At 72.8% G+C, this 22,784-nt stretch carries 15 protein-coding genes; 10 read left to right on the forward strand and 5 right to left on the reverse strand.

From position 1 onward, the window contains the following. Positions 1-43: 43 nt before the first annotated feature. On the forward strand, positions 44-2,251 hold the full coding sequence (gene glgX / locus BZY54_RS30220; RefSeq protein WP_086728515.1) for a glycogen debranching protein GlgX: 2,208 nt from the start codon (positions 44-46) through the stop codon (positions 2,249-2,251). A 32-nt stretch (positions 2,252-2,283) separates the two neighbouring features. Here the strand turns inward: glgX and BZY54_RS30225 are convergent, their stop codons facing one another. Genes BZY54_RS30225 through BZY54_RS30240 form a run of 4 tightly spaced genes read right to left on the reverse strand, consistent with a single transcriptional unit; the run spans position 2,284 to position 5,842 of the window. Continuing rightward, positions 2,284-2,925, reverse strand: coding sequence for a response regulator (locus BZY54_RS30225; RefSeq protein WP_086728505.1), 642 nt, complete (start codon positions 2,923-2,925; stop codon positions 2,284-2,286). Then, positions 2,915-4,180, reverse strand: a complete 1,266-nt coding sequence (locus tag BZY54_RS30230; RefSeq protein ID WP_086728506.1) for a sensor histidine kinase — start codon at positions 4,178-4,180, stop codon at positions 2,915-2,917. The genes BZY54_RS30225 and BZY54_RS30230 overlap by 11 nt, the downstream gene beginning before the upstream one ends. Before the next feature lie 25 nt (positions 4,181-4,205). Next, on the reverse strand, positions 4,206-4,940 hold the full coding sequence (locus tag BZY54_RS30235; protein ID WP_086728507.1) for an ABC transporter permease: 735 nt from the start codon (positions 4,938-4,940) through the stop codon (positions 4,206-4,208). After that, positions 4,937-5,842 (reverse strand): ABC transporter ATP-binding protein, encoded by a 906-nt coding sequence (locus tag BZY54_RS30240; protein ID WP_167414095.1) that lies wholly within the window; start codon positions 5,840-5,842, stop codon positions 4,937-4,939. The genes BZY54_RS30235 and BZY54_RS30240 overlap by 4 nt, the downstream gene beginning before the upstream one ends. Positions 5,843-6,060: 218 nt before the next feature. Here BZY54_RS30240 and BZY54_RS30245 point away from each other — a divergent pair, with 218 nt between their 5' ends. The 8 genes from BZY54_RS30245 to BZY54_RS30280 all read left to right on the forward strand — a co-directional run bounded on the left by BZY54_RS30245 (position 6,061) and on the right by BZY54_RS30280 (position 18,961). Continuing rightward, positions 6,061-7,872, forward strand: coding sequence for an ABC transporter ATP-binding protein (locus BZY54_RS30245; protein WP_086728516.1), 1,812 nt, complete (start codon positions 6,061-6,063; stop codon positions 7,870-7,872). Next, on the forward strand, positions 7,869-9,728 hold the full coding sequence (locus BZY54_RS30250) for an ABC transporter ATP-binding protein (protein ID WP_086728509.1): 1,860 nt from the start codon (positions 7,869-7,871) through the stop codon (positions 9,726-9,728). Before BZY54_RS30245 ends, BZY54_RS30250 begins: the two co-directional genes overlap by 4 nt. Before the next feature lie 22 nt (positions 9,729-9,750). After that, positions 9,751-11,598, forward strand: a complete 1,848-nt coding sequence (locus BZY54_RS30255; RefSeq protein ID WP_086728510.1) for an ABC transporter ATP-binding protein — start codon at positions 9,751-9,753, stop codon at positions 11,596-11,598. Continuing rightward, positions 11,595-13,385: an ABC transporter ATP-binding protein gene (locus tag BZY54_RS30260; protein ID WP_208640816.1), complete on the forward strand. Its 1,791-nt coding sequence runs from the start codon at positions 11,595-11,597 to the stop codon at positions 13,383-13,385. Before BZY54_RS30255 ends, BZY54_RS30260 begins: the two co-directional genes overlap by 4 nt. Next, positions 13,378-14,025, forward strand: a complete 648-nt coding sequence (locus BZY54_RS30265) for an HAD family hydrolase (protein WP_208640817.1) — start codon at positions 13,378-13,380, stop codon at positions 14,023-14,025. Before BZY54_RS30260 ends, BZY54_RS30265 begins: the two co-directional genes overlap by 8 nt. A 342-nt stretch (positions 14,026-14,367) precedes the next feature. Next, positions 14,368-16,410 (forward strand): M4 family metallopeptidase, encoded by a 2,043-nt coding sequence (locus BZY54_RS30270; protein ID WP_167414096.1) that lies wholly within the window; start codon positions 14,368-14,370, stop codon positions 16,408-16,410. Between the two features lie 296 nt (positions 16,411-16,706). Next, a complete protein-coding gene (locus BZY54_RS30275) occupies positions 16,707-18,359 on the forward strand; it encodes a M4 family metallopeptidase (protein WP_086728512.1) in 1,653 nt (550 codons plus the stop codon). An 83-nt stretch (positions 18,360-18,442) separates the two neighbouring features. Further along, the gene (locus BZY54_RS30280; protein WP_086728513.1) at positions 18,443-18,961 is read left to right on the forward strand and encodes a DUF1990 family protein; all 519 of its coding nucleotides are present in this window, start codon (positions 18,443-18,445) and stop codon (positions 18,959-18,961) included. 246 nt (positions 18,962-19,207) lie between these two features. Here the strand turns inward: BZY54_RS30280 and BZY54_RS30285 are convergent, their stop codons facing one another. Further along, on the reverse strand, positions 19,208-21,859 hold the full coding sequence (locus tag BZY54_RS30285; RefSeq protein ID WP_086728514.1) for a glycosyltransferase family 1 protein: 2,652 nt from the start codon (positions 21,857-21,859) through the stop codon (positions 19,208-19,210). 313 nt (positions 21,860-22,172) lie between these two features. Between BZY54_RS30285 and BZY54_RS30290 the strand changes: the two genes are divergently transcribed. Then, a partial coding sequence (locus BZY54_RS30290; RefSeq protein ID WP_143668151.1) for a maltotransferase domain-containing protein occupies positions 22,173-22,784 on the forward strand: 612 nt, incomplete at its 3' end.

Here is a 22,784-nt window from a genome sequence, read left to right on the forward strand (position 1 = left end):
GCGCACCGCCCGCGGCGGCGGGAACGGGCGGGCCGCTGCCGGGCTGCGCCCGTCCGCCGCCGCGGGCGGTGCGCGCCGGGCCGCGCCGCCGCCCGGCGTGCCCGTGTGGCCGGGCGCGTCGACGCCGCTCGGCGCCCGCTTCCGGATCGGCCCGGACGGGGTGGCCGGCACCAACTTCGCGCTGTGGGCCGGCGGCGCGGAGGCCGTGGACCTGTGTCTGTTCGACGAGGCGGGCAAGGAGACCCGCGCCCGGCTCACCGAGTGGACGCACGAGATCTGGCACGGCTTCGTCCCCGGGGTCATGCCCGGCCAGCGCTACGGCTTCCGGGTGCACGGCCGCTGGGACCCGTGGACCGGCGCCCGCTGGAACCCGGCGAAGCTGCTGCTCGACCCGTACGCGCGCGCGGTGGACGGCGAGTACGCCTCCTTCGGCCTGTCACCGGAGTTGTACGGGCACGTCCGGGACTGGCCGGACCAGCATGTCGCGGACACCGTGCGCGACGACCGTGACTCCGCGCCCTTCGTCCCCAAGGGCGTGGTCGTCCAGGACGACGACGACTGGTCCGACGACCGCCGCCCCAAGACTCCGTGGGCGGACTCGGTCCTCTACGAACTGCACGTGCGTGGCTTCACCAAGCGCCACCCGGGGGTACCGGAGGAGCTGCGGGGGACATACGCGGGCCTCGCCCACCCGGCGGCGGTCGAGCACCTGGTGAAGCTGGGCGTGACGGCGGTGGAGCTGCTGCCGGTGCACCAGTTCGCGCACGAGGACCACCTGCTCCGCCGCGGCCTGCGCAACTACTGGGGGTACAACTCGATCGGCTACTTCGCCCCGCACGCCGGCTACGCGGCCTCCGGCACCACCGGCCAGCAGGTCGGCGAGTTCAAACGGATGGTCCGCGCGCTGCACGCGGCCGGCATCGAGGTCATCCTCGACGTGGTCTACAACCACACCGCGGAGTCGAACGAGTACGGCCCGACGCTGTCCCTGAAGGGCATCGACAACCAGGGCTACTACCGCCTGACGTCCGACGCCCGCAGATACGCCGACTACACCGGCTGCGGCAACACCCTGCACGTCGTCCAGCCGCACGTGCTGCGCCTGATCACCGACTCGCTGCGGTACTGGGTCACCGAGATGGGCGTGGACGGCTTCCGCTTCGACCTGGCCGCCGCGCTGGCCCGCTCCATGCACGACGTGGACATGCTCTCCCCGTTCCTCGCCGTGATCGCCCAGGACCCGGTGCTGCGCCGGGTGAAGCTGATCGCCGAGCCGTGGGACGTGGGCTCCGGCGGCTACCAGGTGGGGGCCTTCCCGCCCCTGTGGACGGAGTGGAACGACCGCTACCGCAACGCGGTGCGGGACTTCTGGCGCCACGCCCTGCCGGACGTGCGGGAGATGGGCTACCGGCTGTCCGGCTCCAGCGACCTGTACGCCTGGGGCGGCCGCCGCCCGTACGCCTCCGTCAACTTCGTCACCGCGCACGACGGCTTCACCCTCCGCGACCTGGTGAGCTACGACCGCAAGCACAACGAGGCCAACGGTGAGGGCAACCGGGACGGCACGGACGACAACCGCTCCTGGAACTGCGGGGCGGAGGGCGAGACGGACGACGAGCGGGTACGGGCGCTGCGGCGCCGGCAGCTGCGCAACCTGCTGACCACGCTGCTGCTGTCCACGGGCGTGCCGATGCTGGTCGCGGGCGACGAGCTGGGCCGCACCCAGCGCGGCAACAACAACGCCTACTGCCAGGACAACGAGATCGGCTGGCTGGACTGGTCCCTGCTGGACGACCCGGGGTGGCGGGCCCTGTTCGACCTCGTCTCCCGCCTGATCGCCCTGCGCCACCGCCACCCGGTCCTGCGCCGCCGGGCGTTCTTCTCCGGGCGCGCCCACTCCGCGGACGGCCTGCGGGACCTGGCCTGGTTCACCCCGCGCGGCACGGAGATGACGGAAGGCGACTGGTACGCCCCCGCGGCCACGTTGGGCATGTATCTGTCCGGCCGCGACATCCCGGGCCGGGACGAGCGCGGCGCTCCCGTCCTCGACGACAGCTTCCTGGCCGTCCTGCACGCCGGCGACCGCGCGGTGAGCTTCGTCCTGCCCGGGCCGCCGTGGGCGGACCGCTACGAGGTGCTCGTGGACACCTCACGGGAGGAGCAGGCGCGGGCGCCGCGGGTGACACACCGGTCGGGGGCGGAGATCACGGTGCCGGGCCGTTCCGTGCTGCTGCTGAAGGTCACGGGCTGACCCGCGGGGACCTCGCCCGCTCGGCTCCGCGCTCAGCCGAGGATCCCCCGGTCGTACGCCACCGCGACCGCGGCCGCCCGGTCGTTGACGCCGAGCTTGGCGTACAGGTGGGTGAGGTGGGTCTTCACGGTGGCCTCGCTGATGAACAGTTCGCGGGCGATCTCCCGGTTGGAGGTGCCCCTGGCGACCAGCGCCAGCACCTCGCGCTCACGGGCCGAGAGCGGTTCGTTGCCGGGGGCGGGGGCGCGGACCGCGGAGACCAGCCGGGAGGCGACGGCCGGGGAGAGGACCGTACGGCCCTCGGCGGCGGCCCGGACGGCGGTGAACAGCTCGTCACGGGGTGCGTCCTTCAGGAGGTAGCCGGTCGCCCCCGCCTCGATCGCGGGCAGTGTGTCGGTGTCGGTGTCGTACGTGGTCAGGACGAGCACCTTGGCGCGTGAGCCACGGCGGGTCAGCTCCCGGATGGCGTCCACGCCCGAGCCGCGCGGCATGCGCAGGTCCATGAGGATCACGTCCGGGTCCAGGGCGGTGGCACGGTCGACCGCCTCCACGCCGTTCGCCGCCTCCCCGAGCACCCTGAAGCCAGGGACGGAGTCGAACATGCCGCGCAGACCGTCCCGGACGACCGGGTGGTCGTCGACGATCAGCAGGGAGATGGCGGTGTCAGCGGTCATCGCGCACCAACGGTACGCGAGCCGACACCGCCGTGCCGTGCCCCGGCTCCGACTCGACCGTGAGGGAGCCGGCGATGCGCTCGGCCCGGGCCCGCATGCCGTCCAGGCCGAAGCCGCCGCTTCGGGTGCGCTCGGGTACGGCGGCCGGGTCGAAGCCGGTGCCGTCGTCGCGGATGTCCAGCGTGACCTCGTCGCCCATGAAGGACAGCGTCACCCCGACCCGGGTCGGGCGGGCGTGCCGGGCCGCGTTGGACAGGGCCTCCTGGGCGATGCGCAGCAGGGTCGCCGAGACCTCCTCGTGCAGCTGCTCGGTGGTGCCGGTGACCGTGAACTCCGCGCGCACCGCGGTGCGTTCGCGCCATTCGGCGACCGTCTTCTTCAGCGCCTCGGGCAGCCCGTCGGCGGCGAGGGCCACCGGGGCCAGGTTGTGCACCGAGCGGCGGGCCTCGCCGAGGCTGTGCCGGGCGAGGCCGGAGGCACGCTCCAGGTGGACGCGGGCGGTGTCCAGGTCGGGGGCGTTCGCCACGACCTGGAGCTGGGCGATGATCCCGGTCAGGCCCTGGGCGATGGTGTCGTGGATCTCGGCCGCGAGCCGGCGGCGCTCGTCGGCGACGCCCGCCTCCCGCGCCTGCACCAGGAGCTGGGCGTGCAATGCCGCGTTCTCGTCCAGGGCCTGCTGCAACGCCGTGTTGGTGCGCTCCAGTTCGGCGATGGTCTCGGTGCGCTCGCGCGACCGCCGCGTCTCCTGCTCGGTGAGATGGGCGACCACCATCTGCAGGCCGGAGTTGGCGGCCAGGAGCGCGACGAAGACGATCCACTGGACCGCGCTCCCGAACGGCATCCCGCCGGCCTGCGCGCCGGCCACGGTGACCGCGCTCGCGAACAGTCCGAGCCGGTGCCACCTGCCCGGGAGGGTCTCGTCAGCGTCCATGTAGCCGGCCGCGGCGTAGAACGCGAAGAACGGGTTGAGCCAGGTGAGGGCGAAGGCCAGGGCCCAGCGGAGTATGTAGTACGCGGCGCCTGCCCGGGACGGGGTCCGGCGCCGGTCGGGTCCGCTGGGACGGGTGCTGTGCCACCACAGCTGGAGCGCGACCGCGGTACCGAGCAGGGCCCAGGCTGTGTACCACTTGGCTGGGCCGGCGTGCGGGTCGGCGGTCGCGAGCGCGGGGACGAGACCGATGCCGAGCAGCCCGTACGGCCCCCAGGTGTGCAGTTGCCCCCAGCGCCGTTCGATCTGCGTGTCCAACGCGGTCATGTCCCCAGTCTGCACAGCTGCGTTCCTACTCCCAGCGGAACCAGCGACTCGCCGCACCCGTCAGCAGGAGGGTCCACACCGCCAGCACCCCTAGATGGCCCCAGCCCGGCCAGTGCCCGGCCGCCGCCTCGCCCAGGGCCCGGGCCGCCGCGCCGAAGGGGGTCAGCTGCACCACACGCGCCAGCGTGTGCGGCATCGCCTGCACCGGCAGCCACACGCCCGCGCAGAACATCATCGGGAAGAACACCGCCGAGCCGATCGCGCCCGCGATCTTCGTGGTGCGGGACAGCGCCGAGACGACGGAGCCGAGGGCGAGGGCCGACGCGGTCGCGAGCAGCAGGGCCAGCAGGTACCCGGCCGGCTGCTCGGGCAGCGTCACGTCGAAGGCGAGCCGGCCGACGGCGAGCGCGAGCAGCGCCGAGGCCAGCGCCACCGTGCCCTGGACGGCCATCTGCGCGGACAGCAGGGCGGAGGGCCGTACCGGGGTGAGCCGCATCCGGCGCAGGATGCCCCGCTCCCGGTGGCCGGTCAGTACCTGGGGCAGCGACTGCACCCCGGACATGATCAGGGCGATCAGGACGGCGATGGGCACATAGGCGTCGACCGGCCGCAGCCCGCCCAAAGACTCGTCGGCCTCCCGGAACGAGGGGATCGAGCCGAGGATCACCAGCAGCAGCGTCGGGAACAGGAAGATCCAGAACACGGCGCCGGGTTCACGGCGGAAGAGACGGAACTCGGTGCGCAGGACGGCGGTGTTCATGCCGCGGCCTCCTTGGTCAGGTCCAGGAACGCGTCGTCGAGAGTGGCGTCGGTGACGCGCAGCTGGTGGGCGGTGACGCGGTGGCGGGCGAGCAGGGTGATGACCGCGTTCACGGTCTCGTCGGTGCCGGAGAGCGTGATCCGGCCGTCCTTGCGCTCGATCGAGGCGATGGCCGGGAGGGAGGTGAGGTCATGGTCGTCCAGCGGGGCCGACGGGGTGAAGCTGATGACGGTGGCACCCGCCGACCGGCGGATGAGTCCGGCCGGGGTGTCCAGCGCCGCGACCCGTCCCTTGTCGATCACCGCGATGCGGTCGCACAGCCGCTGCGCCTCCTCCATGAAGTGGGTGACGAGCAACACGGTGACCCCGCTCTCGCGGACGTCCTCGATGAGCTCCCAGGTGTCGCGGCGGGCACGCGGGTCGAGGCCGGTGGTCAGCTCGTCCAGCACGACGGCACGCGGGTTCCCGATGAGCGCCAGGGCGATGAACAGGCGCTGCCGCTGCCCGCCGGACAACTTGCCGAACCGGGTGCCGAGCTTGGCGGTGAGACCGAGGCGCTCGGCGAGGGGCCGCCAGTCGGCGGGGTTCGGGTAGAAGCAGGCGTAGAGCTCCAGCGCCTCGCGGACGGTCAGCTTGGGCTGCAGCTCGCTCTGCTGGAGCTGGGCGCCCAGGACGCGGGCGACCTGCTCGTGGTCGGCGATCGGGTCGAGGCCTGTGACCCGTACCCGGCCCGCGTCGGGGACGCGCAGCCCCTCGACGCACTCGACGGTGGTGGTCTTGCCGGCGCCGTTCGGGCCGAGGATGCCGAAGATCTCACCCTCGTCCACGGTGAAGGAGACGCCGTCGACGACGGTCCGGCCGCCGTAGGACTTGCGCAGTTCGCTGACTTCGATGACGGACATGGCACCAGCGTCCCGGCGGGCGGGGCGGGCGCGCATCGCCCGACGCGCTCGAGGCGGCATCAGCCGATCGGTTGATGCGGTGCTACGACCGGACGGTGGGCACCACGGTCCGGGCGGGGGATTGCGCAGGTCGCGGGAGCGGCGGCGCGGTTGCCTCCGACCGGAGCGGCGAAAAACTCTGTGGGCGATGTCAGTGGCGATCCGTACTCTCACTCATGATGCCCACGACACCCGCCACCGCACCCGAACCCGCCGACCGTACCGGCCGGTCGGCCGTCCGCACGCTGCTGCGCCTGTGGCCGTGTGTCCGGCCGGTGCGGGCGCGGTTGTCCCTCGCCGCGTTCGTCGCCATCGTCGCCTCCTGCGTGGGACTGGTGATACCGCTCGTCCTGAAGTGGCTGGTGGACGGGCCGGTCGCCGACCGTGACCAGGAAGGCGTGTGGCTCGGCGCGCTGTACCTGCTGCTGCTCGGGGTGGCCGAGGCGCTGCTGTTCGGGTTGCGCCGGTGGCTGGTGGCCCGTCCGCTCTCACGTGTCGAGGCGGACCTGCGGGCGGACCTCTACCGGCACCTTCAGCGGCTGCCGGTCGCCTTCCACGACCGGTGGCCGTCCGGTCAGTTGCTCTCGCGGGGCACCACCGACCTGATGCTGCTGCGTCAGTTCCTCGCCTTCCCGCTGACGTTCCTGTTGGTCAACGGCGTGACGATCCTCGTGGGCGTGGTCATCATGCTGCTCCAGGTCTGGACGCTGGGGCTGGTGATGCTGGTGCCCGCCGTGCCGCTGGTCGCCCTGAGCGCGGTCTTCGAGAAGCGGTACGCGCGGGTGGCCCGGCTGGCGCAGGACCAGGTGGGCGACCTGACGACGGTGGTCGAGGAGAGCGTGCTCGGCATCCGCATCATCAAGGGCTTCGGCCGGCACCGCAGCCAGGCGCGGGCGTTCCGTGAGCTGTCGCACACCCTGCGCGGCACCGAACTGCGCAAGGCCCGCCTGCTGGCGACCATCTGGGCGGTCATCATGACCCTGCCCGAGGTGGCCATCGGGGGCACGCTCGTGGTGGGTGCGGTGCAGGTCTCCGACGGCTCGCTCTCCGCGGGCACGCTGGTCGCCTTCCTCTCCACGGCACTCGCCCTCAGATGGCCCGTGGAGTCGATCGGCTTCCTGCTGGCGATGAGCCAGGAGGCGGCCACGGCGACGGAGCGGTACTTCGAGGTGATGGACGCGGAGCCGGAGTCCGGTGGGACGGGCGTGGCCGCGGCCGGTTCCGGCGGGGACGAGCGCGGTCTGCGTTTCGAGGGCGTCCGCTTCCGCTACCCCGACGCCCCGCCCGGCTCCGCGCCCCTCCTCGACCGTATCGACCTGCACATCCGCCCCGGCGAGTCCATGGCCCTGGTCGGCGCGACGGGCAGCGGCAAGACGACCCTCACCGCGCTCGTCCCCCGCCTGCACGAGGTGACCGAGGGCCGGATCACCCTCGACGGGCAGGACGTCACCGCCATGACCCGCGAGGAACTGCGCTCGATGGTCGCCGTCGCCTTCGAGGAACCCACCCTCTTCTCCGCGAGCGTCGGCGACAACGTTCTCATGGGCGCCGACGGCACGGCGGGCGCCGCCGAGTTGGACCGCGCGCTGTCCATCGCCCAGGCCGGCTTCGTGCACACGCTCCCGCGGGGCACCGCCACCCAGGTCGGTGAGCAGGGTCTCAGTCTCTCCGGCGGCCAGCGGCAGCGCCTCGCGCTGGCCCGCGCGGTCGTCGGCCGGCCCCGCTTCCTGGTCCTGGACGACCCGCTGTCCGCCCTGGACGTGCACACCGAGGCGGCCGTGGAGGCGGCCCTGCGCCAGGTCCTGGCCGACACCACCGCCCTGATCGTGGCGCACCGCCCCTCCACGGTGCTGCTGGCCGACCGTGTCGCCCTGCTGTCGAACGGCCGGATCAGCGCCGTGGGCACCCATCACGAACTGCTGCGTACCAGCGCCGAGTACGCCCGGCTGATGTCGGGCGCTTCGGGAGACGAGGAGGACGACGACCGATGACGGCCCCCACGACCTCCGTCCCCACCGCCGAGGACGAGGCGGACCCGCCGCTCCCCGGGGTCGCCGGCGACCCCTTCGACCGGGACGTCCTGCCCACTCCCCCGGGCGCCACTGGCGCCCTGCTGCGGTCTCTGCTGAAGCCCATGAGGGCCCGTGTGGCCGGCACCACGCTCCTGCTGCTGCTCCAGCAGGCGGCGGTCCAGACCGGGCCGCTGCTGGTGGCGTACGCCATCGACACCGCCGTGCCGGCGCTCCGCGGTCACGACCGCGGTCCGCTGGTCGCGGTGGCCGTCGGCTACCTGCTGTGCGCGCTGGCCTCCGGAGCCCTGCAGTGGGCGTTCATCGTCGCGTCGGCCCGGGTCAACCAGGACGTGCTGCTGGACCTGCGCGGCCGGATCTTCCGGCACGCGCAGGCGCTGAGCGTCGACTTCCACGAGCGGTACACCTCGGGCCGGCTCATCTCCCGATCCACCACGGACGTGGAGTCGCTGCGGGAACTGCTCACCGAGGGCCTCGAGGAACTGGTCACGGTCGTCCTCTCCTTCATCGCCATCTCGGCGATGCTGCTGTGGCTGGACCTGGGGCTCGGCGCGGTCGCGGTGGCGAGCTTCGTACCGCTGTACCTGCTGGTGCGGCTCTACCGTCAGCGCGCGGGGCGGGTGTTCCGGGAGCGGTCAACGGCGATCGCGGCGGTGATCGTGAAGTTCGTGGAGACGATGAACGGCATCCGGCCGGTGCGCGCGTTCCGGCGCGAGGCGGCCAACGACGCCGACTTCCGCGTCCTCAACGGCCGCCACGAGCGCACGAACGGTGACGCGCTGCTGGAGATGGCCCGCTATGTCGTCGGCTCCCGGCTGGTGGCCAACACGGCGGTCGCGGGAATGGTGCTGTGGGGCGCCTGGCGGGTGACGGACGGCTCGCTGGAGCTGGGTGTGCTGGCCGCCGCGGTGCTGTACCTGCGCCGGCTGTACGACCCGATCGACCGGCTCGGCATGTTCCTGAACTCCTACCAGTCGGCGGCGGCCTCGCTGGAGAAGATCGCGGGCCTGCTGGCCCAGGTCCCGTCGGTGCCGGAACCGTCGGAGCCGCGCCGGCTCCCGCCGCTCGCGTCCTCCCTCCCCGGCCGCGCGGTGGTCTTCGACGGGGTCCGCTTCGGCTATCGCACCGGCGGCGAGGTGCTGCCCCGTTTCGACCTGACCGTCCCGGCCGGCCAGACCGTCGCGGTGGTCGGCTCCACCGGCGCGGGCAAGTCCACCCTCGCCAAGCTGCTGGCCCGCTTCTACGACCCGACCGGCGGCCGGGTCCTGCTCGACGGGGTGGACCTGCGCGAACTCGCCGTGCCCGAACTGCGGCGCGGGGTGGTCATGGTGACGCAGGAGGCGTTCCTGTTCTCCGGCACGGTCGCCGAGAACATCGCCATCGGCCGCCCGGAGGCGACCCGCGAGGAGATCGAGCACGCCGCGAAGGCCATCGGCGCCCACGACTTCATCAGCACCCTGCCGGACGGCTACGACACGGACGTACGCAAGCGCGGCGGCCGCATCTCGGCCGGCCAGCGGCAACTGGTCGCCTTCGCCCGGGCGTTGCTCGCCGACCCGTCGGTGCTGATCCTCGACGAGGCGACCAGTTCGCTGGACATCCCGGGCGAGCAGGCGGTGCAGCGTGCGATGGCCACGGTCCTGCGGGGCCGTACGGCCGTGGTGATCGCGCACCGCCTGTCCACCGTGGAGATCGCCGACCGGGTGCTGGTGATGGAGCACGGCCGCATCGTGGAGGACGGCTCCCCGTCGGACCCGATCGCGGGCACGGGGCGCTTCGCGCATCTGCACCGGGCCTGGCGCGACAGCCTGGCGTGAGCGGACGACACGGGGGAGACAAGTGATCGACGCGTACGAGGACCCGGGGACGCCCGACCGCCGTGGCGGCTGGCGGTACCTGTGGTGGCTGGTCAGGCGCCAGCCGGGGCGGTCGGCGGCCGGGGCGCTGCTGGCCAGCGTCTGGATGGTGCTGCTGGCGGCGACGCCGTACCTGATGTCGCGGGCGATCGACGACGGCCTCGGGCCGGGGAACACGGCGGCGCTGGCGGGCTGGACGGCCGCGCTGTTCGGAGTCGGGGCGTTCAACGCCTGGCTGAGCATCATGCGGCACCGGACGATGACCCGGGTGCGGATGGACGCCAACTTCCGCACGGTCAAGGTGGTCGTCGACCACGTGGTCCGGCTGGGCGCCGCGCTGCCGCGCCGGGTCGGTGCCGGGGAGGTCGTCACCATCGGCGTGGGCGACGTGCAGACCATCAGCCAGTGCCTGACGGTGGTCGGCCCCGGCGTCGGCGCGGTCGTCGTGTACGTGGTGGTGGCCGGGCTGCTGCTGTCGATCTCGGCACCGCTGGCGGCCGTCGTGCTGCTGGGGGTGCCGCTGACCGCGGCGCTCGTCGGGCCGCTGATGCGCCGGCTCCAGGGCGCCGAGGGCGAGTACCGGGAGCGGCAGGGGATGCTGACCGCCCGGATCGGCGACCTGGCGGGCGGGCTGCGTGTCCTCAACGGGCTGGGCGGCAAGGCACTGTTCGCGGACGCGTTCCGCCGGGACTCGCAGCGACTGCGGGCGCAGGGCTACCGGGTGGGCGCGGTGACCAGCTGGCTGCAGGCGCTCGGGGCGGGGCTGCCGGCGCTGTTCCTGGCCGTGGTGACCTGGCTGGCGGCACGGCTGGCCGCCGAGGGGCGGATCACCATCGGCGAGCTGGTGTCGGTGTACGGCTATGTGGCGGTCCTGGTGACACCGGTGGCGTTCTTCGTCGAGGCGGGCTACCAGCTCAGCCGCGGTGTGGTGGCGGCCCGCCGGGTCGTACGGCTGCTGCGGGTGGAGCCGGAGGAGGACACCGGCACCCGTGCGGCGCCCGAGGAGCCGTCCGTGCTGCACGATCCGGAGTCGGGCGTCCGGGTGCCGCCGGGCCGGCTGACCGCGCTGGTGTGCGCCCGCACCGCCGACGCGGCGGCGGTGGTCGACCGCCTGGGCCGGTACGAGCCGTCGGCGGCCACCTGGGGCGGAGTGCGGCTGGACGAGATCGAGCTGTCCGCGGTGCGGGAACGGATCCTAGTGGCGGACAACGAGGCCGACCTGTTCGCCGGACTGCTGCGGGATCTGGTGGGCGGGCGCCGGGAGCGAGACCCGGAGGAGGTGGCCCGGGCGTTCCACACGGCCGTCGCCGAGGACATCGTGCGGGGGCTGCCCGAGGGCCTCGACTCGGCCGTGACCGCGCAGGGCCGCAGCCTCTCCGGCGGCCAGCGGCAGCGGGTACGGCTGGTGCGGGCCCTGCTGGCCGATCCGGAGGTGCTGCTCGCGGTGGAGCCGACGTCGGCGCTGGACGCGCACACCGAGGCCGCGGTGGCGGACCGGCTGCGCCGGGCGCGCGCCGGCCGTACGACACTCGTGACGACCACCTCGCCGCTGGTGCTGGACCGCGCCGCCACCGTGCACTACCTGGTCGACGGCAAGGTCGCGGCCACCGGCAGCCATCGCGAACTCCTCGACGGCGAGCCGGGTTACCGGGCGCTGGTGGCCCGGGACACCGAGGACACCGAGGACACGGTGGCCCGGGACACCGAGGACACCGAGGACACGGTGGCCCGGGACACGGGGGACACCAAGGCCCCGGAGGGCACCGCGACACGGCGCCCCGGGGACGCCTCGGACACCGGCGCGGTCATCACGAAGGAGACCGTGCGATGACGGACGTGGCTTCCGGCCGGCTGCCGATCGCCGGACCCGCGGACGTGCGACGGGCCGCGGTGCGCCTCGTCCGGGCCGACGGGCGGGCCTTCACGGCGGTCCTCGTCCTGAACGTGCTCGCCGCGGGCGCCGGGCTGGCCGGCCCCTGGCTGCTGGGCCGGATCGTCGACCACGTCCGGGCCGGCGGCGGGGTCGGCGCCGTGGACCGGATGGCCCTGGCCATCCTGGTGTGTGCGCTGGCCCAGTTGCTGCTGGCGCGCTGGGCCCGGTACGTGGGACACCGCTTCGGCGAGCGCACGCTGGCGCGGGTGCGCGAGGAGTTCGTGGACCGGACGCTGGCACTGCCCGCGTCGGTGGTGGAACGGGCCGGCACGGGTGACCTGACCACGCGCGGCACCGCGGACGTGGCCACCGTCGGCACCACCCTGCGGGACGTGGGACCGGAGTTGCTCGTCTGCGTGGCACAGGCGCTGTTCGTGCTGGTCGCGGTGTTCGTGCTCGACCCGCTGCTCGGGGCCGTCGGGGTGCTCGCGCTGACGCCGATCTGGTGGGCGCTGCGCTGGTATCTGCGGCGGGCCCGGGACGGCTACCTCGCCGAGGGCGCGGCCACCTCCGAGGTCGCCGAGATCCTCGCCGCCACGGCCTCCGGAGCCCGTACGGTCGAGGTGTTCCGGCTGGCCGGACGGCGGGTCGCGGCGAGCCGGGACGCCCTGGAGACGGCCCGGCGCACCCGGCTGTACACGCTGTTCCTGCGCACCGTGTTCTTCCCGGCGGTCGAGGTGTCGTACATCCTTCCCGTGGCCGGGGTACTGCTGGTCGGCGGGGTCCTGCACGCGCGGGGCACGGTGACGCTCGGCGCGGTGGTGGCGGCCGCCCTGTACCTGCGGCAGTTCACCGAGCCGCTGGACCAGATCCTGATGCACGTGGAGCAACTGCAGAGCAGCGGCGCCTCGTTCGCCCGCGTGGAGGGTCTGGCCCGGGCTTCGCGATCCGCCCCGGCCGGCTCGCCCGCCCCGGCGGACGACCGCATCGACGTCACCGGGGTTCGCTACGCCTACGAGCACGGCGGCGAGGTGCTGCGCGGGGTGGACCTGACGGTGCGGCCCGGGGAGCGGCTGGCCGTGGTGGGTCCCTCCGGCGCCGGCAAGACCACCCTGAGCCGGCTGCTCGCGGGCGTCGACGCGCCGGGCGCGGGCTCGGTGACGGTGGGCGGGGTGCCGGTGGCCGGGCTGGAGCCGGAGCGGCTGCGCCGCCAGGTCGTGCTCGTCACCCAGGAGCACCACGTGTTCCTGGGCACGGTCCGCGACAATCTGCGCATCGCCGAACCGGCGGCGACGGACGAGCAGTTGTGGTCGGCGCTGGCCGCCGTCGGCGCCGAGACCTGGGTCGGGGAGCTGCCGGACGGCCTGGACACCGAGCTGGGGCCGGACGGCTGCCGCACGGACGGCTCGCGGGCCCAGCAACTCGCCCTGGCCCGCGTGGTCCTGGCCGATCCGCACACCCTCATCCTGGACGAGGCCACCGCCCTGCTCGACCCGGCGACCGCCCGCCACACCGAGCGCGCCCTGGCGGCCGTGCTCGAGGGCCGTACGGTCATCGCCATCGCCCACCGCCTGCACACCGCCCACGACGCCGACCGCGTGGCGGTGATGGAGAACGGCCTGCTGACCGAACTCGGAACCCACGAGGAGCTGGTGGCGGCGGGCGGGGCGTACGCGGCGCTGTGGCGCACCTGGCACGGGGACGGCGGGGGGTCGGCGGGCGCCGTAGGCTCGCAGTGTGATTGAGACCATCGCGTTCGACGTCGGCGAGACGATCACCCGGGACGACCGCTACTGGGCTTCCTGGGCCGACTGGCTGAAGGTCCCGCGTCACACCCTGTCCGCTGTGGTCGGCGCCGTGGTCGCGCGGGGCGAGGACAACACCGAGGCGCTGCGGCTCGTGCGCCCTGGTGTCGACGTCGCGGCCGAGTCCCGTGCCCGCGAGGCCGCGGGCCGCGGCGAGTACCTCGACGACGACGACCTCTACGACGACGTGCGCCCCGTCCTTTCGGGGCTGCGCGCGCGGGGCGTGCGCGTGGTCGTGGCCGGCAACCAGACGGCCCGGGTCGGTGAACTGCTGCGCGGCCTCGATCTCCCGGCGGACTTCGTGGCCACCTCCGGGGAGTGGGGCGTCGCCAAGCCGCAGCCGGAGTTCTTCCGGCGCGTGGTGGAGGCGGGGCGGGCGACCGCGGGCGCGACCCTGTACGTGGGGGACCACCCGGTGAACGACGTCTTCCCGGCGAAGGCGGCCGGGCTGCGCGTGGCGCATCTCAGACGGGGGCCGTGGGGACATCTGTGGGCCGACGACCCGGAGGTCGTGGCGGCGGCGGACTGGCGGATCGACCGTCTCACCGATCTCACGGCGCTCCTCGACGACCGGGGCTGACCCGGGCCTGCGCGCCGTCGCGGCTCCATAGCGGGTTCGTATACCGAACATGAATATCCGGACAACGAACGATTTCCGGCCAAGTTCGTGACGCGCCCCTGACAAGCGCCTCGTTCTCCTGCCACTCTTCCCATCGGCCGTTCACAGCCACCCCACAGCAACCCCCCACGGTTCCACGGCGGTGACCCGGCCGGTGCTCCACGCACCTCTCGCACTGCGCATCTCGCACGACGCACATCCGCACCTGGTTCCGCGTTCATCGCAGTTCTGCCCGGACGTCTCACCCCAAGTCCGGTTCTCCCCCTGGCCGCGCGACCCGTGGCCACGCAGAAGGAGTCAGTGTTGAGTAGCAGCAGCTCTCGCAGACGCACCTCCCACACCACTCACCGGCGGGCCGCGGGCATCGCCCTCGCCGGTGTCACCGCCCTGATCGCCACGGCCGTCCAGTCGGGCGCCGCCAGCGCCGCCCCCACGCAGGCGCACGCCGGGAAGATCAACCCCGCCCATGTCGCCGTCAAGCTCACGCCCTCCCAGCGCGCCGAACTGATCCGCGACGCCGACGGCGCCAAGTCGCGCACGGCGAAGGACCTCGGACTCGGCTCCCAGGAGAAGCTGGTCGTCAAGGACGTCGTCAAGGACGCCGACGGCACCCTGCACACCCGCTACGAGCGCACCTACGCCGGCCTGCCCGTCCTCGGCGGCGACCTGATCGTCGACACCGCCGGGTCGGGGAAGACGGAGCACGTGCTCAAGGCGACGAACGCGGCCGTGAAGGTCGCCGGCCTGACCCCCAAGGTGTCGAAGGCGACCGCCGAGAAGCAGGCCGTGCAGCGCGCCGAGGCGCTGGGCAGCACCAAGGCGTCGGTCGCCCAGACCTCCCGCAAGGTGGTCTGGGCGGGCAGCGGCAAGCCGGTGCTGGCCTACGAGACGGTCATCGGGGGCTTCCAGGACGACGGGACCCCGAACCAGCTGCACGTCGTCTCCGACGCGGGCACGGGCAAGGAGCTGTTCCGCTACCAGGGCATCGAGACCGGCATCGGCAACACCCAGTACAGCGGCCAGGTCTCACTGACGACGACCCAGTCGGGTTCGACGTACACGCTGAACGACGGGGCGCGCGGCGGCCACAAGACGTACAACCTCAACCACGGCACGTCCGGCACCGGCACGCTGTTCAGCCAGGCCGGCGACACCTGGGGCAACGGCACCACGTCGAACGCCGCCACCGCGGCCGCCGACGCGCACTACGGTGCGGCGGTCACCTGGGACTTCTACAAGAACACCTTCGGCCGCAGCGGCATCCGCAACGACGGCAAGGCGGCGTACTCGCGCGTCCACTACGGCAACTCGTACGTGAACGCGTTCTGGGACGACAGCTGCTTCTGCATGACCTACGGCGACGGCTCGGGCAACGCCGACCCGCTGACCTCGCTGGACGTGGCCGGCCACGAGATGAGCCACGGCGTCACCTCCAACACCGCCGGGCTGAACTACTCGGGCGAGTCCGGCGGCCTGAACGAGGCCACCTCCGACATCTTCGGCACCGGCGTGGAGTTCTACGCCAACAACAGCACGGACACCGGCGACTACCTCATCGGCGAGAAGATCGACATCAACGGCAACGGCACCCCGCTGCGCTACATGGACAAGCCCAGCAAGGACGGCGCCTCCGCCGACTACTGGTCCTCGGGTGTGGGCAGCAAGGACGTGCACTACTCGTCCGGTGTCGCCAACCACTTCTTCTACCTGCTGAGCGAGGGCAGCGGCGCCAAGGTCATCAACGGCGTCAGCTACAACTCGCCCACGGCGGACGGGCTTCCGGTCACCGGCATCGGCCGGGACAAGGCGCTGCAGATCTGGTACCGGGCGCTGACCACCAAGTTCACCTCCACCACCAACTACGCGGCCGCACGCACCGGCACGCTCGCGGCGGCGGGTGAGCTGTACGGCACCTCCAGCGCCGAGTACAAGGCGGTGCAGGACGCCTGGGCGGCCGTCGCGGTCGGCTCGCGCTCCGGCGGTGGCGGCGGGGGCGGCGGCTCCACGTTCGAGAACAGCGGCGACGTGCAGATCCCGGACTACGGCTCGGCGGTCTACTCGCCCATCACGGTCACCGGGCGCAGCGGCAACGCCCCCTCCAACCTCCAGGTCTCGGTCGACATCGTGCACACCTGGCGCGGCGACCTCCAGATCGACCTGGTCGCCCCGGACGGGTCGACGTACCGGCTGAAGAACAGCGGCTACGACCCGACGCCGGACGTGCACGCGACCTACACGGTCAACGCGTCCTCCGAAACGGCCAACGGCACCTGGAAGCTGCGCGTCCAGGACCTGGGCCCGCAGGACACGGGCTACATCGACGGCTGGAAGCTGACCTTCCCGTAGAGGTCCTTCCGCTCGGGTCACGGGCCTCCGCGCGAGGCCCGTGACTCTCCCGCAGGCCGCTCGTGCCCCGGTGGCAGGGCGCCGCTCCGGAGGAGGAGCACCCGGGGCGGCGCCCGTTCATACCGCCGAAACATTTACCGGACAGTCGTCTTTCGGCCAACATCACTTCGGGGTCATGACATGTACGCGACCTAAGTGTCACTCTTCCCCCACCCGCCGCACGAGCACAGCAACCTGACACCCGTTCCGGCCCGGCATCCCCACGCCGGCCGGACTCCCCCACATAAGGAGCTTGTGTGACTCCCCGCTACGCGCGTCACAAGCGCACCACTCTGGCCGTCGCCACCGCCGTCGCCGCCGGAGCCCTTCTCAGCACCGGTCTGACCACCAGTGCCTCCGCCCAGACCCCGGCCGCGGACCACACCTCTCTCGCCGCCGCGCCCACCGCGCTCTCCACCGCGGCCCGCACCTCCCTCCTCCAGCAGGCGCAGACCGACGCGGCCGACACCGCCCGGAACATAGGCCTCGGCGCCAAGGAGAAGCTGGTCGCCAAGGACGTCGTCAAGGACGCCGACGGCACGGTGCACACCCGCTACGAGCGCACCTACGCCGGCCTGCCCGTCCTCGGCGGCGACCTGATCGTCCACACCTCCGGGGCCGGCAGGACGGAAGGCGTCACCAAGGCCACCCAGGCGGCCATCAAGGTGGCCTCGCTCACGCCCAAGGTCGCCGCCGCCAAGGCCGAGAAGCAGGCGCTGACCCTCGCCAAGGACGCCGGCTCCGCGCAGACCGCCGCAGACCAGGCACCGCGCAAGGTCATCTGGGCGGGCGACGGCAAGCCGGTCCTCGCCTACGAGACCGTCGTCGGTGGCCTCCAGGACGACGGCACCCCGAACCAGCTGCACGTCATCGCCGACGCCGCCACCGGGAAGAAGCTCTTCGAGTACCAGGGCGTCGAGACCGGCACCGGCAAGACGCTGTACTCGGGCACGGTGACGCTCGGCACGTACAAGTCGGGTACGACGTACCAGCTGTACGACACCTCGCGCGGCGGCCACAAGACGTACAACCTGGCCGGGAGGACCAGCGGCACCGGCACCCTGTTCACCGACGCGGACGACGTGTGGGGCACCGGCACCGCCTCCAGCTCCACCTCCGACCAGACGGCCGCCGCCGACGCCGCCTACGGCGCGCAGGTGACCTGGGACTTCTACAAGAACACCTTCGGCCGCAACGGCATCAAGAACAACGGCGTGGGCGCCTACTCCCGTGTCCACTACGGCAACAACTACGTCAACGCCTTCTGGGACGACAGCTGCTTCTGCATGACCTACGGCGACGGCTCGGGCAACACCCACCCGCTGACCTCGCTGGATGTGGCCGGCCACGAGATGAGCCACGGCGTCACCTCCAACACCGCGGGCCTCAACTACAGCGGTGAGTCCGGCGGCCTGAACGAGGCCACCTCCGACATCTTCGGCACCGGTGTCGAGTTCTACGCCAACAACAGCACGGACGTCGGCGACTACCTCATCGGCGAGAAGATCGACATCAACGGCAACGGCACCCCGCTGCGCTACATGGACAAGCCCAGCAAGGACGGCGCCTCCGCCGACTACTGGTCCTCCACCGTGGGCAGCAAGGACGTGCACTACTCGTCCGGTGTCGCCAACCACTTCTTCTACCTGCTGAGCGAGGGCAGCGGCGCGAAGACGGTCAACGGCGTCAGCTACAACTCGCCGACCTACAACGGCTCCACGGTCACCGGTATCGGCCGCGCCAAGGCGCTGCAGATCTGGTACAAGGCTCTGACCACGTACATGACGTCGACCACCAACTACAAGGCCGCCCGCACGGCGACCCTGAGCGCGGCGTCGGCCCTGTACGGCTCCGGCAGCGCCGAGTACAACGCGGTCGCCGCGGCCTGGTCCGCGGTCAACGTCAACTGAACAGGGGGCAGCTGACGCGGGGCGGCACCCGGGAGGGCTACTCTCCCGGGTGCCGCCCCTGGCAGGCCCTAGGCTTGGGTCCCATGTCTTCGGAGGACTTCACCTACGAGGAGGTCGGCGCGACCCGCGAGCAGGGACACTGCCCGCCCGGCTTCCACCGCCTGCACGTGCGCACCCGCATCGGCGAGGGCGAGGAGGTGTTCCGGCGCGCCGCCGAGGCCGTTCTGACCTGGGAGATGCACCGCACCGCCGGCCTGGGCGTCGATGCCTCCGCCGACCGCGCCGTCCCCGGCGCCGACGTCACGGTGACACTGGCCGGCATGATCAAGGCCCCCTGCCGGATCGTGTGGGCGCTGGAGGAGCCCCGCCGCGCCGGCTGGGCCTACGGCACCCTGCCCGGCCACCCGGAGACGGGCGAGGAGTCCTTCGTCGTCGACCGCACCGGCGACGGCACGGTCTGGCTGACCGTGACCGCCTTCAGCCGCCCCGCCAAGTGGTACACCCGCGCGGGCGGCCCCGCGACCCGTGGCCTGCAGCACGCCTACGCCCGCCGGTGCGGGGCCGTCCTGCGCAGGCTGTGCGCCGGGTTCGAGGAGGTCTAGGGCAGGTTCAGGGCCCGTCCGGCGGATCAAGGCGCAGTTAGGCAACGGCACCGACCGACCCAGGCGAGCGGGGCCAAGCGCGTCCATCCGCAAGGCGGAGGAAGGCGTCGACGCGATGGGCGTCCCCCTGCTCGTTCAGAGCTGGGGGGTCGGCAACCGGCGACAACGCCGCAGATCAACGTGCCAGGCCCCGCGTCTGTGCCATGAACCGCCGGACAGGCCCCAGCAACCGTCCGTCCGGCGCGGTCAGCGCAGCAGCACCCCCGCTCCCTCGCCCGAGTCCTCCGAGGGGACCGTCACCAGGCCCATCTCCGCGCCGGAGGCGAGGAGGCGGTGGCTGGGCAGGATGCGCACCGTGTAGCCGTAGGGGCCGGTGCGGTCCAGGGAGAGGGGGCCCTCGTAGACCCAGCGGCCGTCGGCGTCGGGAGCGCCGTTCGGTTTCAGCGGGACCGTGGTGGCGTCCGTGATGTGGTCCTCCTCGTCGACCCGGCCGGAGACGGCCTGGACCTCGACGTCGTCCGGGCCGAGGCTGCCCAGCCCGACGCGGACCCGCAGGCCCAGGGTGGAGCCCAGCTCGGCGGTGGCCGTGGACGGGGGCGCCTCCGTGCGTTCGGCCACCGGGGAGGAGGTCTCCAGGTGGTCGACGGTCACCTCGGGCCAGGCCGCGCGCACCCGCGCCTTCCAGGCCGCGAGCTCGCGCGCTGCGTCCGGGCCCAGGGCTCGGTGGGCGTGGGCGGCGGGGGTGTAGAGACGGTCGACGTACTCGCGGACCATGCGGCCCGCCAGCACCTTCGGGCCCAGCAGGGTCAGGGTGCGGCGGACCATCTCGATCCAGCGGTCGGGCAGCCCGGCCCGGCCGCGCTCGTAGAAGCGGGGTGCGACCCGCTGCTCCAGCAGGTCGTACAGCGCGGCGGCCTCGATGTCGTCGCGGTGCTCGGAGTCGTAGCCCACGCCGTCCGCGGTCGGGATGGCCCAGCCGAAGTCCGGCTGGTACCACTCGTCCCACCAGCCGTCCAGGACGGAGAGGTTGAGGCAGCCGTTGAGCGCCGCCTTCATGCCGGAGGTGCCGCAGGCCTCCAGCGGGCGCAGCGGGTTGTTCAGCCAGACGTCGCAGCCGTGGTACAGCTTCTGCGCCATCGCCATGCCGTAGTCGGGCAGGAAGACGATGCGGTGCCGCACCCGCGGGTCGTCGGCGAAGCGGACGAGTTCCTGGATGAGGCGCTTGCCGCCGTCGTCCGCGGGGTGCGCCTTGCCCGCGACCACGATCTGGATCGGCCGCTCGGGGTGCAGCAGCAGGTCCATCAGACGGTCGCGGTCGCGCAGCATCAGCGTCAGGCGCTTGTAGGAGGGGACGCGGCGCGCGAAGCCGATCGTCAGCACGTCGGGGTCCAGCACGCCGTCGATCCAGCCCAGCTCGGCCGTCCCCGCACCGCGCTGCCTCCAGGCGGCCCACAGCCGCCGGCGCACCTCCGTCACCAGCTGCTCCCGCAGTTCGCGGCGGAGCTCCCAGATGTCCTCGTCGGGGATGTCGGCGACCGAGTCCCAGCGGTCGGAGCCGCCGCCGGACAGCGCGTCCTCGGTGCGCTGGGCCCCGATCTGCCGGGCGCCGAGCCGGAACACCTCCGGGGCCACCCAGGTCGGGGCGTGCACGCCGTTGGTCACCGAGGTGATCGGCACCTCGTCGGGGTCGAATCCCGGCCAGAGTCCGGAGAACATCTCCCGGCTGACCCGACCGTGCAGCAGCGACACGCCGTTGGCGCGCTGGGCGAGCCGGAGCCCCATCACGGCCATGTTGAACAGGCTCGGCTCGCCGCCCGGGTAGGTCTCCCTGCCCAGCTGGAGGATGCGCTCGACGTCGATGCCCGGCAGCTCGGCGTCGGTCCCGAAGTGGCGGGCGACCAGCTCGCGGTCGAAGCGGTCGATGCCGGCCGGGACGGGGGTGTGGGTGGTGAAGACCGTCCCCGCGCGCACCGCCTCCAGGGCCGCGTCGAAGTCCAGGCCGCCGCCGTCGCACAGCTCGGCGATCCGTTCCAGGCCGAGGAAGCCGGCGTGGCCCTCGTTGGTGTGGAACACCTCCGGCTCGGGATGGCCGGTGAGACGGCAGTAGGTCCGGACCGCGCGCACCCCTCCTATGCCGAGCAGCATCTCCTGCAGCAGCCGGTGCTCGCTGCCGCCGCCGTAGAGCCGGTCGGTCACCCCGCGCTCGCCGAGGTCGTTCTCCTCCACGTCGGAGTCCAGCATCAGCAGCGGGATCCGGCCAACCTGGGCCACCCAGATCCGGGCGTGCAGGGCCCTGCCCCGGGGCAGGGCGAGCGAGACCCGGGCGGGGCTGCCGTCGTGCTCCCTCAGCTGGGTGACGGGCAGCTCGTAGGGGTCGAGGACCGGGTAGTGCTCCTGCTGCCAGCCGTCCCGGGACAGCGTCTGCCGGAAGTAGCCGTGCCGGTACAGCAGCCCCACCCCGATCAGCGGGACGCCGAGGTCGCTGGCCGCCTTCAGATGGTCGCCGGCCAGGATGCCGAGGCCACCGGAGTACTGTGGCAGGGCGGCCGTGATCCCGAACTCGGGCGAGAAGTAGGCGACGGCGGCCGGCAGGCCGTCGGTACGGCCCTGGTACCAGCGGTCGCCGTCCACGTAGTCGCGCAGGTCGTCGGCGGCGGCGGTGAGCCGGCGCAGGAAGCGACGGTCCCCGGCCAGCTCGGCCAGCTGCGCGGGGCGCACGCTGCCGAGGAGCCGTACCGGGTCGCCGCCCGAGGAGGCCCAGCGCTCGGGATCGACGGACTGGAAGAGATCGCGCGTCTCGGCGTGCCACGACCAGCGCAGATTGCGGGCCAGCTCGCTGAGGGGTCGCAGGGGTTCGGGAAGAACGGGACGGACGGTGAACCGACGGATCGCCTTCACATTCCACCTCGGCGCGTTCGCTGATGGACGCACGGCACGGTGCGCTTCGCTGGAAGGACGCACGGCACTGTGCGCCCCGTCACTCAAAACCGTACCGGTGCCGGTGCGGGTGACGCTGGGGCCGCGCCTGACGGGCCGGCCAAGACGCGGCCAACTTTGTGTGTGGACATACGCGTGAGTAGTTAACAAAGTCCCGGATTGCTCACCCGAATAGGGTGGGAAGGCTCCTCCGGTACAACCGACAGTAGACCCGCAGGACCCACCTCCCCACAGATATCCGCCCACACCCACGTTGACGCGGACAGGAGCGGTCATGCCCGCCACGCACCACTCGGCACCACCCCCGACAACCAGCACGAGCAGCGCACACCCCGGCGGCTCCGGCAATCGGGCCCCGACCCCGGGCCCGGAGCGGAGCTCCCCGGGCGGCACCACCGCCGTCGGCCGGATCCCCGTGCTCGACGTCCGGCCGGTCGTCCAGCACGGCCGCAGGCCCGCCAAGGCGGTGACCGGCGAGTCCTTCCAGGTCACGGCCACCGTGTTCCGCGAGGGCCATGACGCCGTCGCCGCGAACGTGGTCCTGCGCGATCCACAGGGCCGTCCGGGCCCGTGGACGCCGATGCGGGAGTTGGCGCCCGGCACCGACCGGTGGGGCGCCACCGTGACCGCCGACGAGCCCGGCCGGTGGACGTACACGGTCGAGGCCTGGGCGGACCCGGTCACCACCTGGCGCCACCACGCCCGGATCAAGATTCCGGCGGGGCTGGACACCGAGCTGGTCCTGGAGGAGGGCGCCCGGCTGTACGAGCGCGCGGCGGCCGGGGTGCCCGAGGAGAACGGCGAACGGGAGGTCGTCCTGGCCTCCGTGGCCGCCCTGCGGGACGAGAGCCGGCCGGCCGCGTCCCGGCTGGCGGCGGCGTTGACG

Origin of the sequence: Streptomyces carpinensis (genome assembly GCF_002154505.1) — a bacterium.
Taxonomy (GTDB): Bacteria; Actinomycetota; Actinomycetes; order Streptomycetales; family Streptomycetaceae; genus Streptomyces; species Streptomyces carpinensis.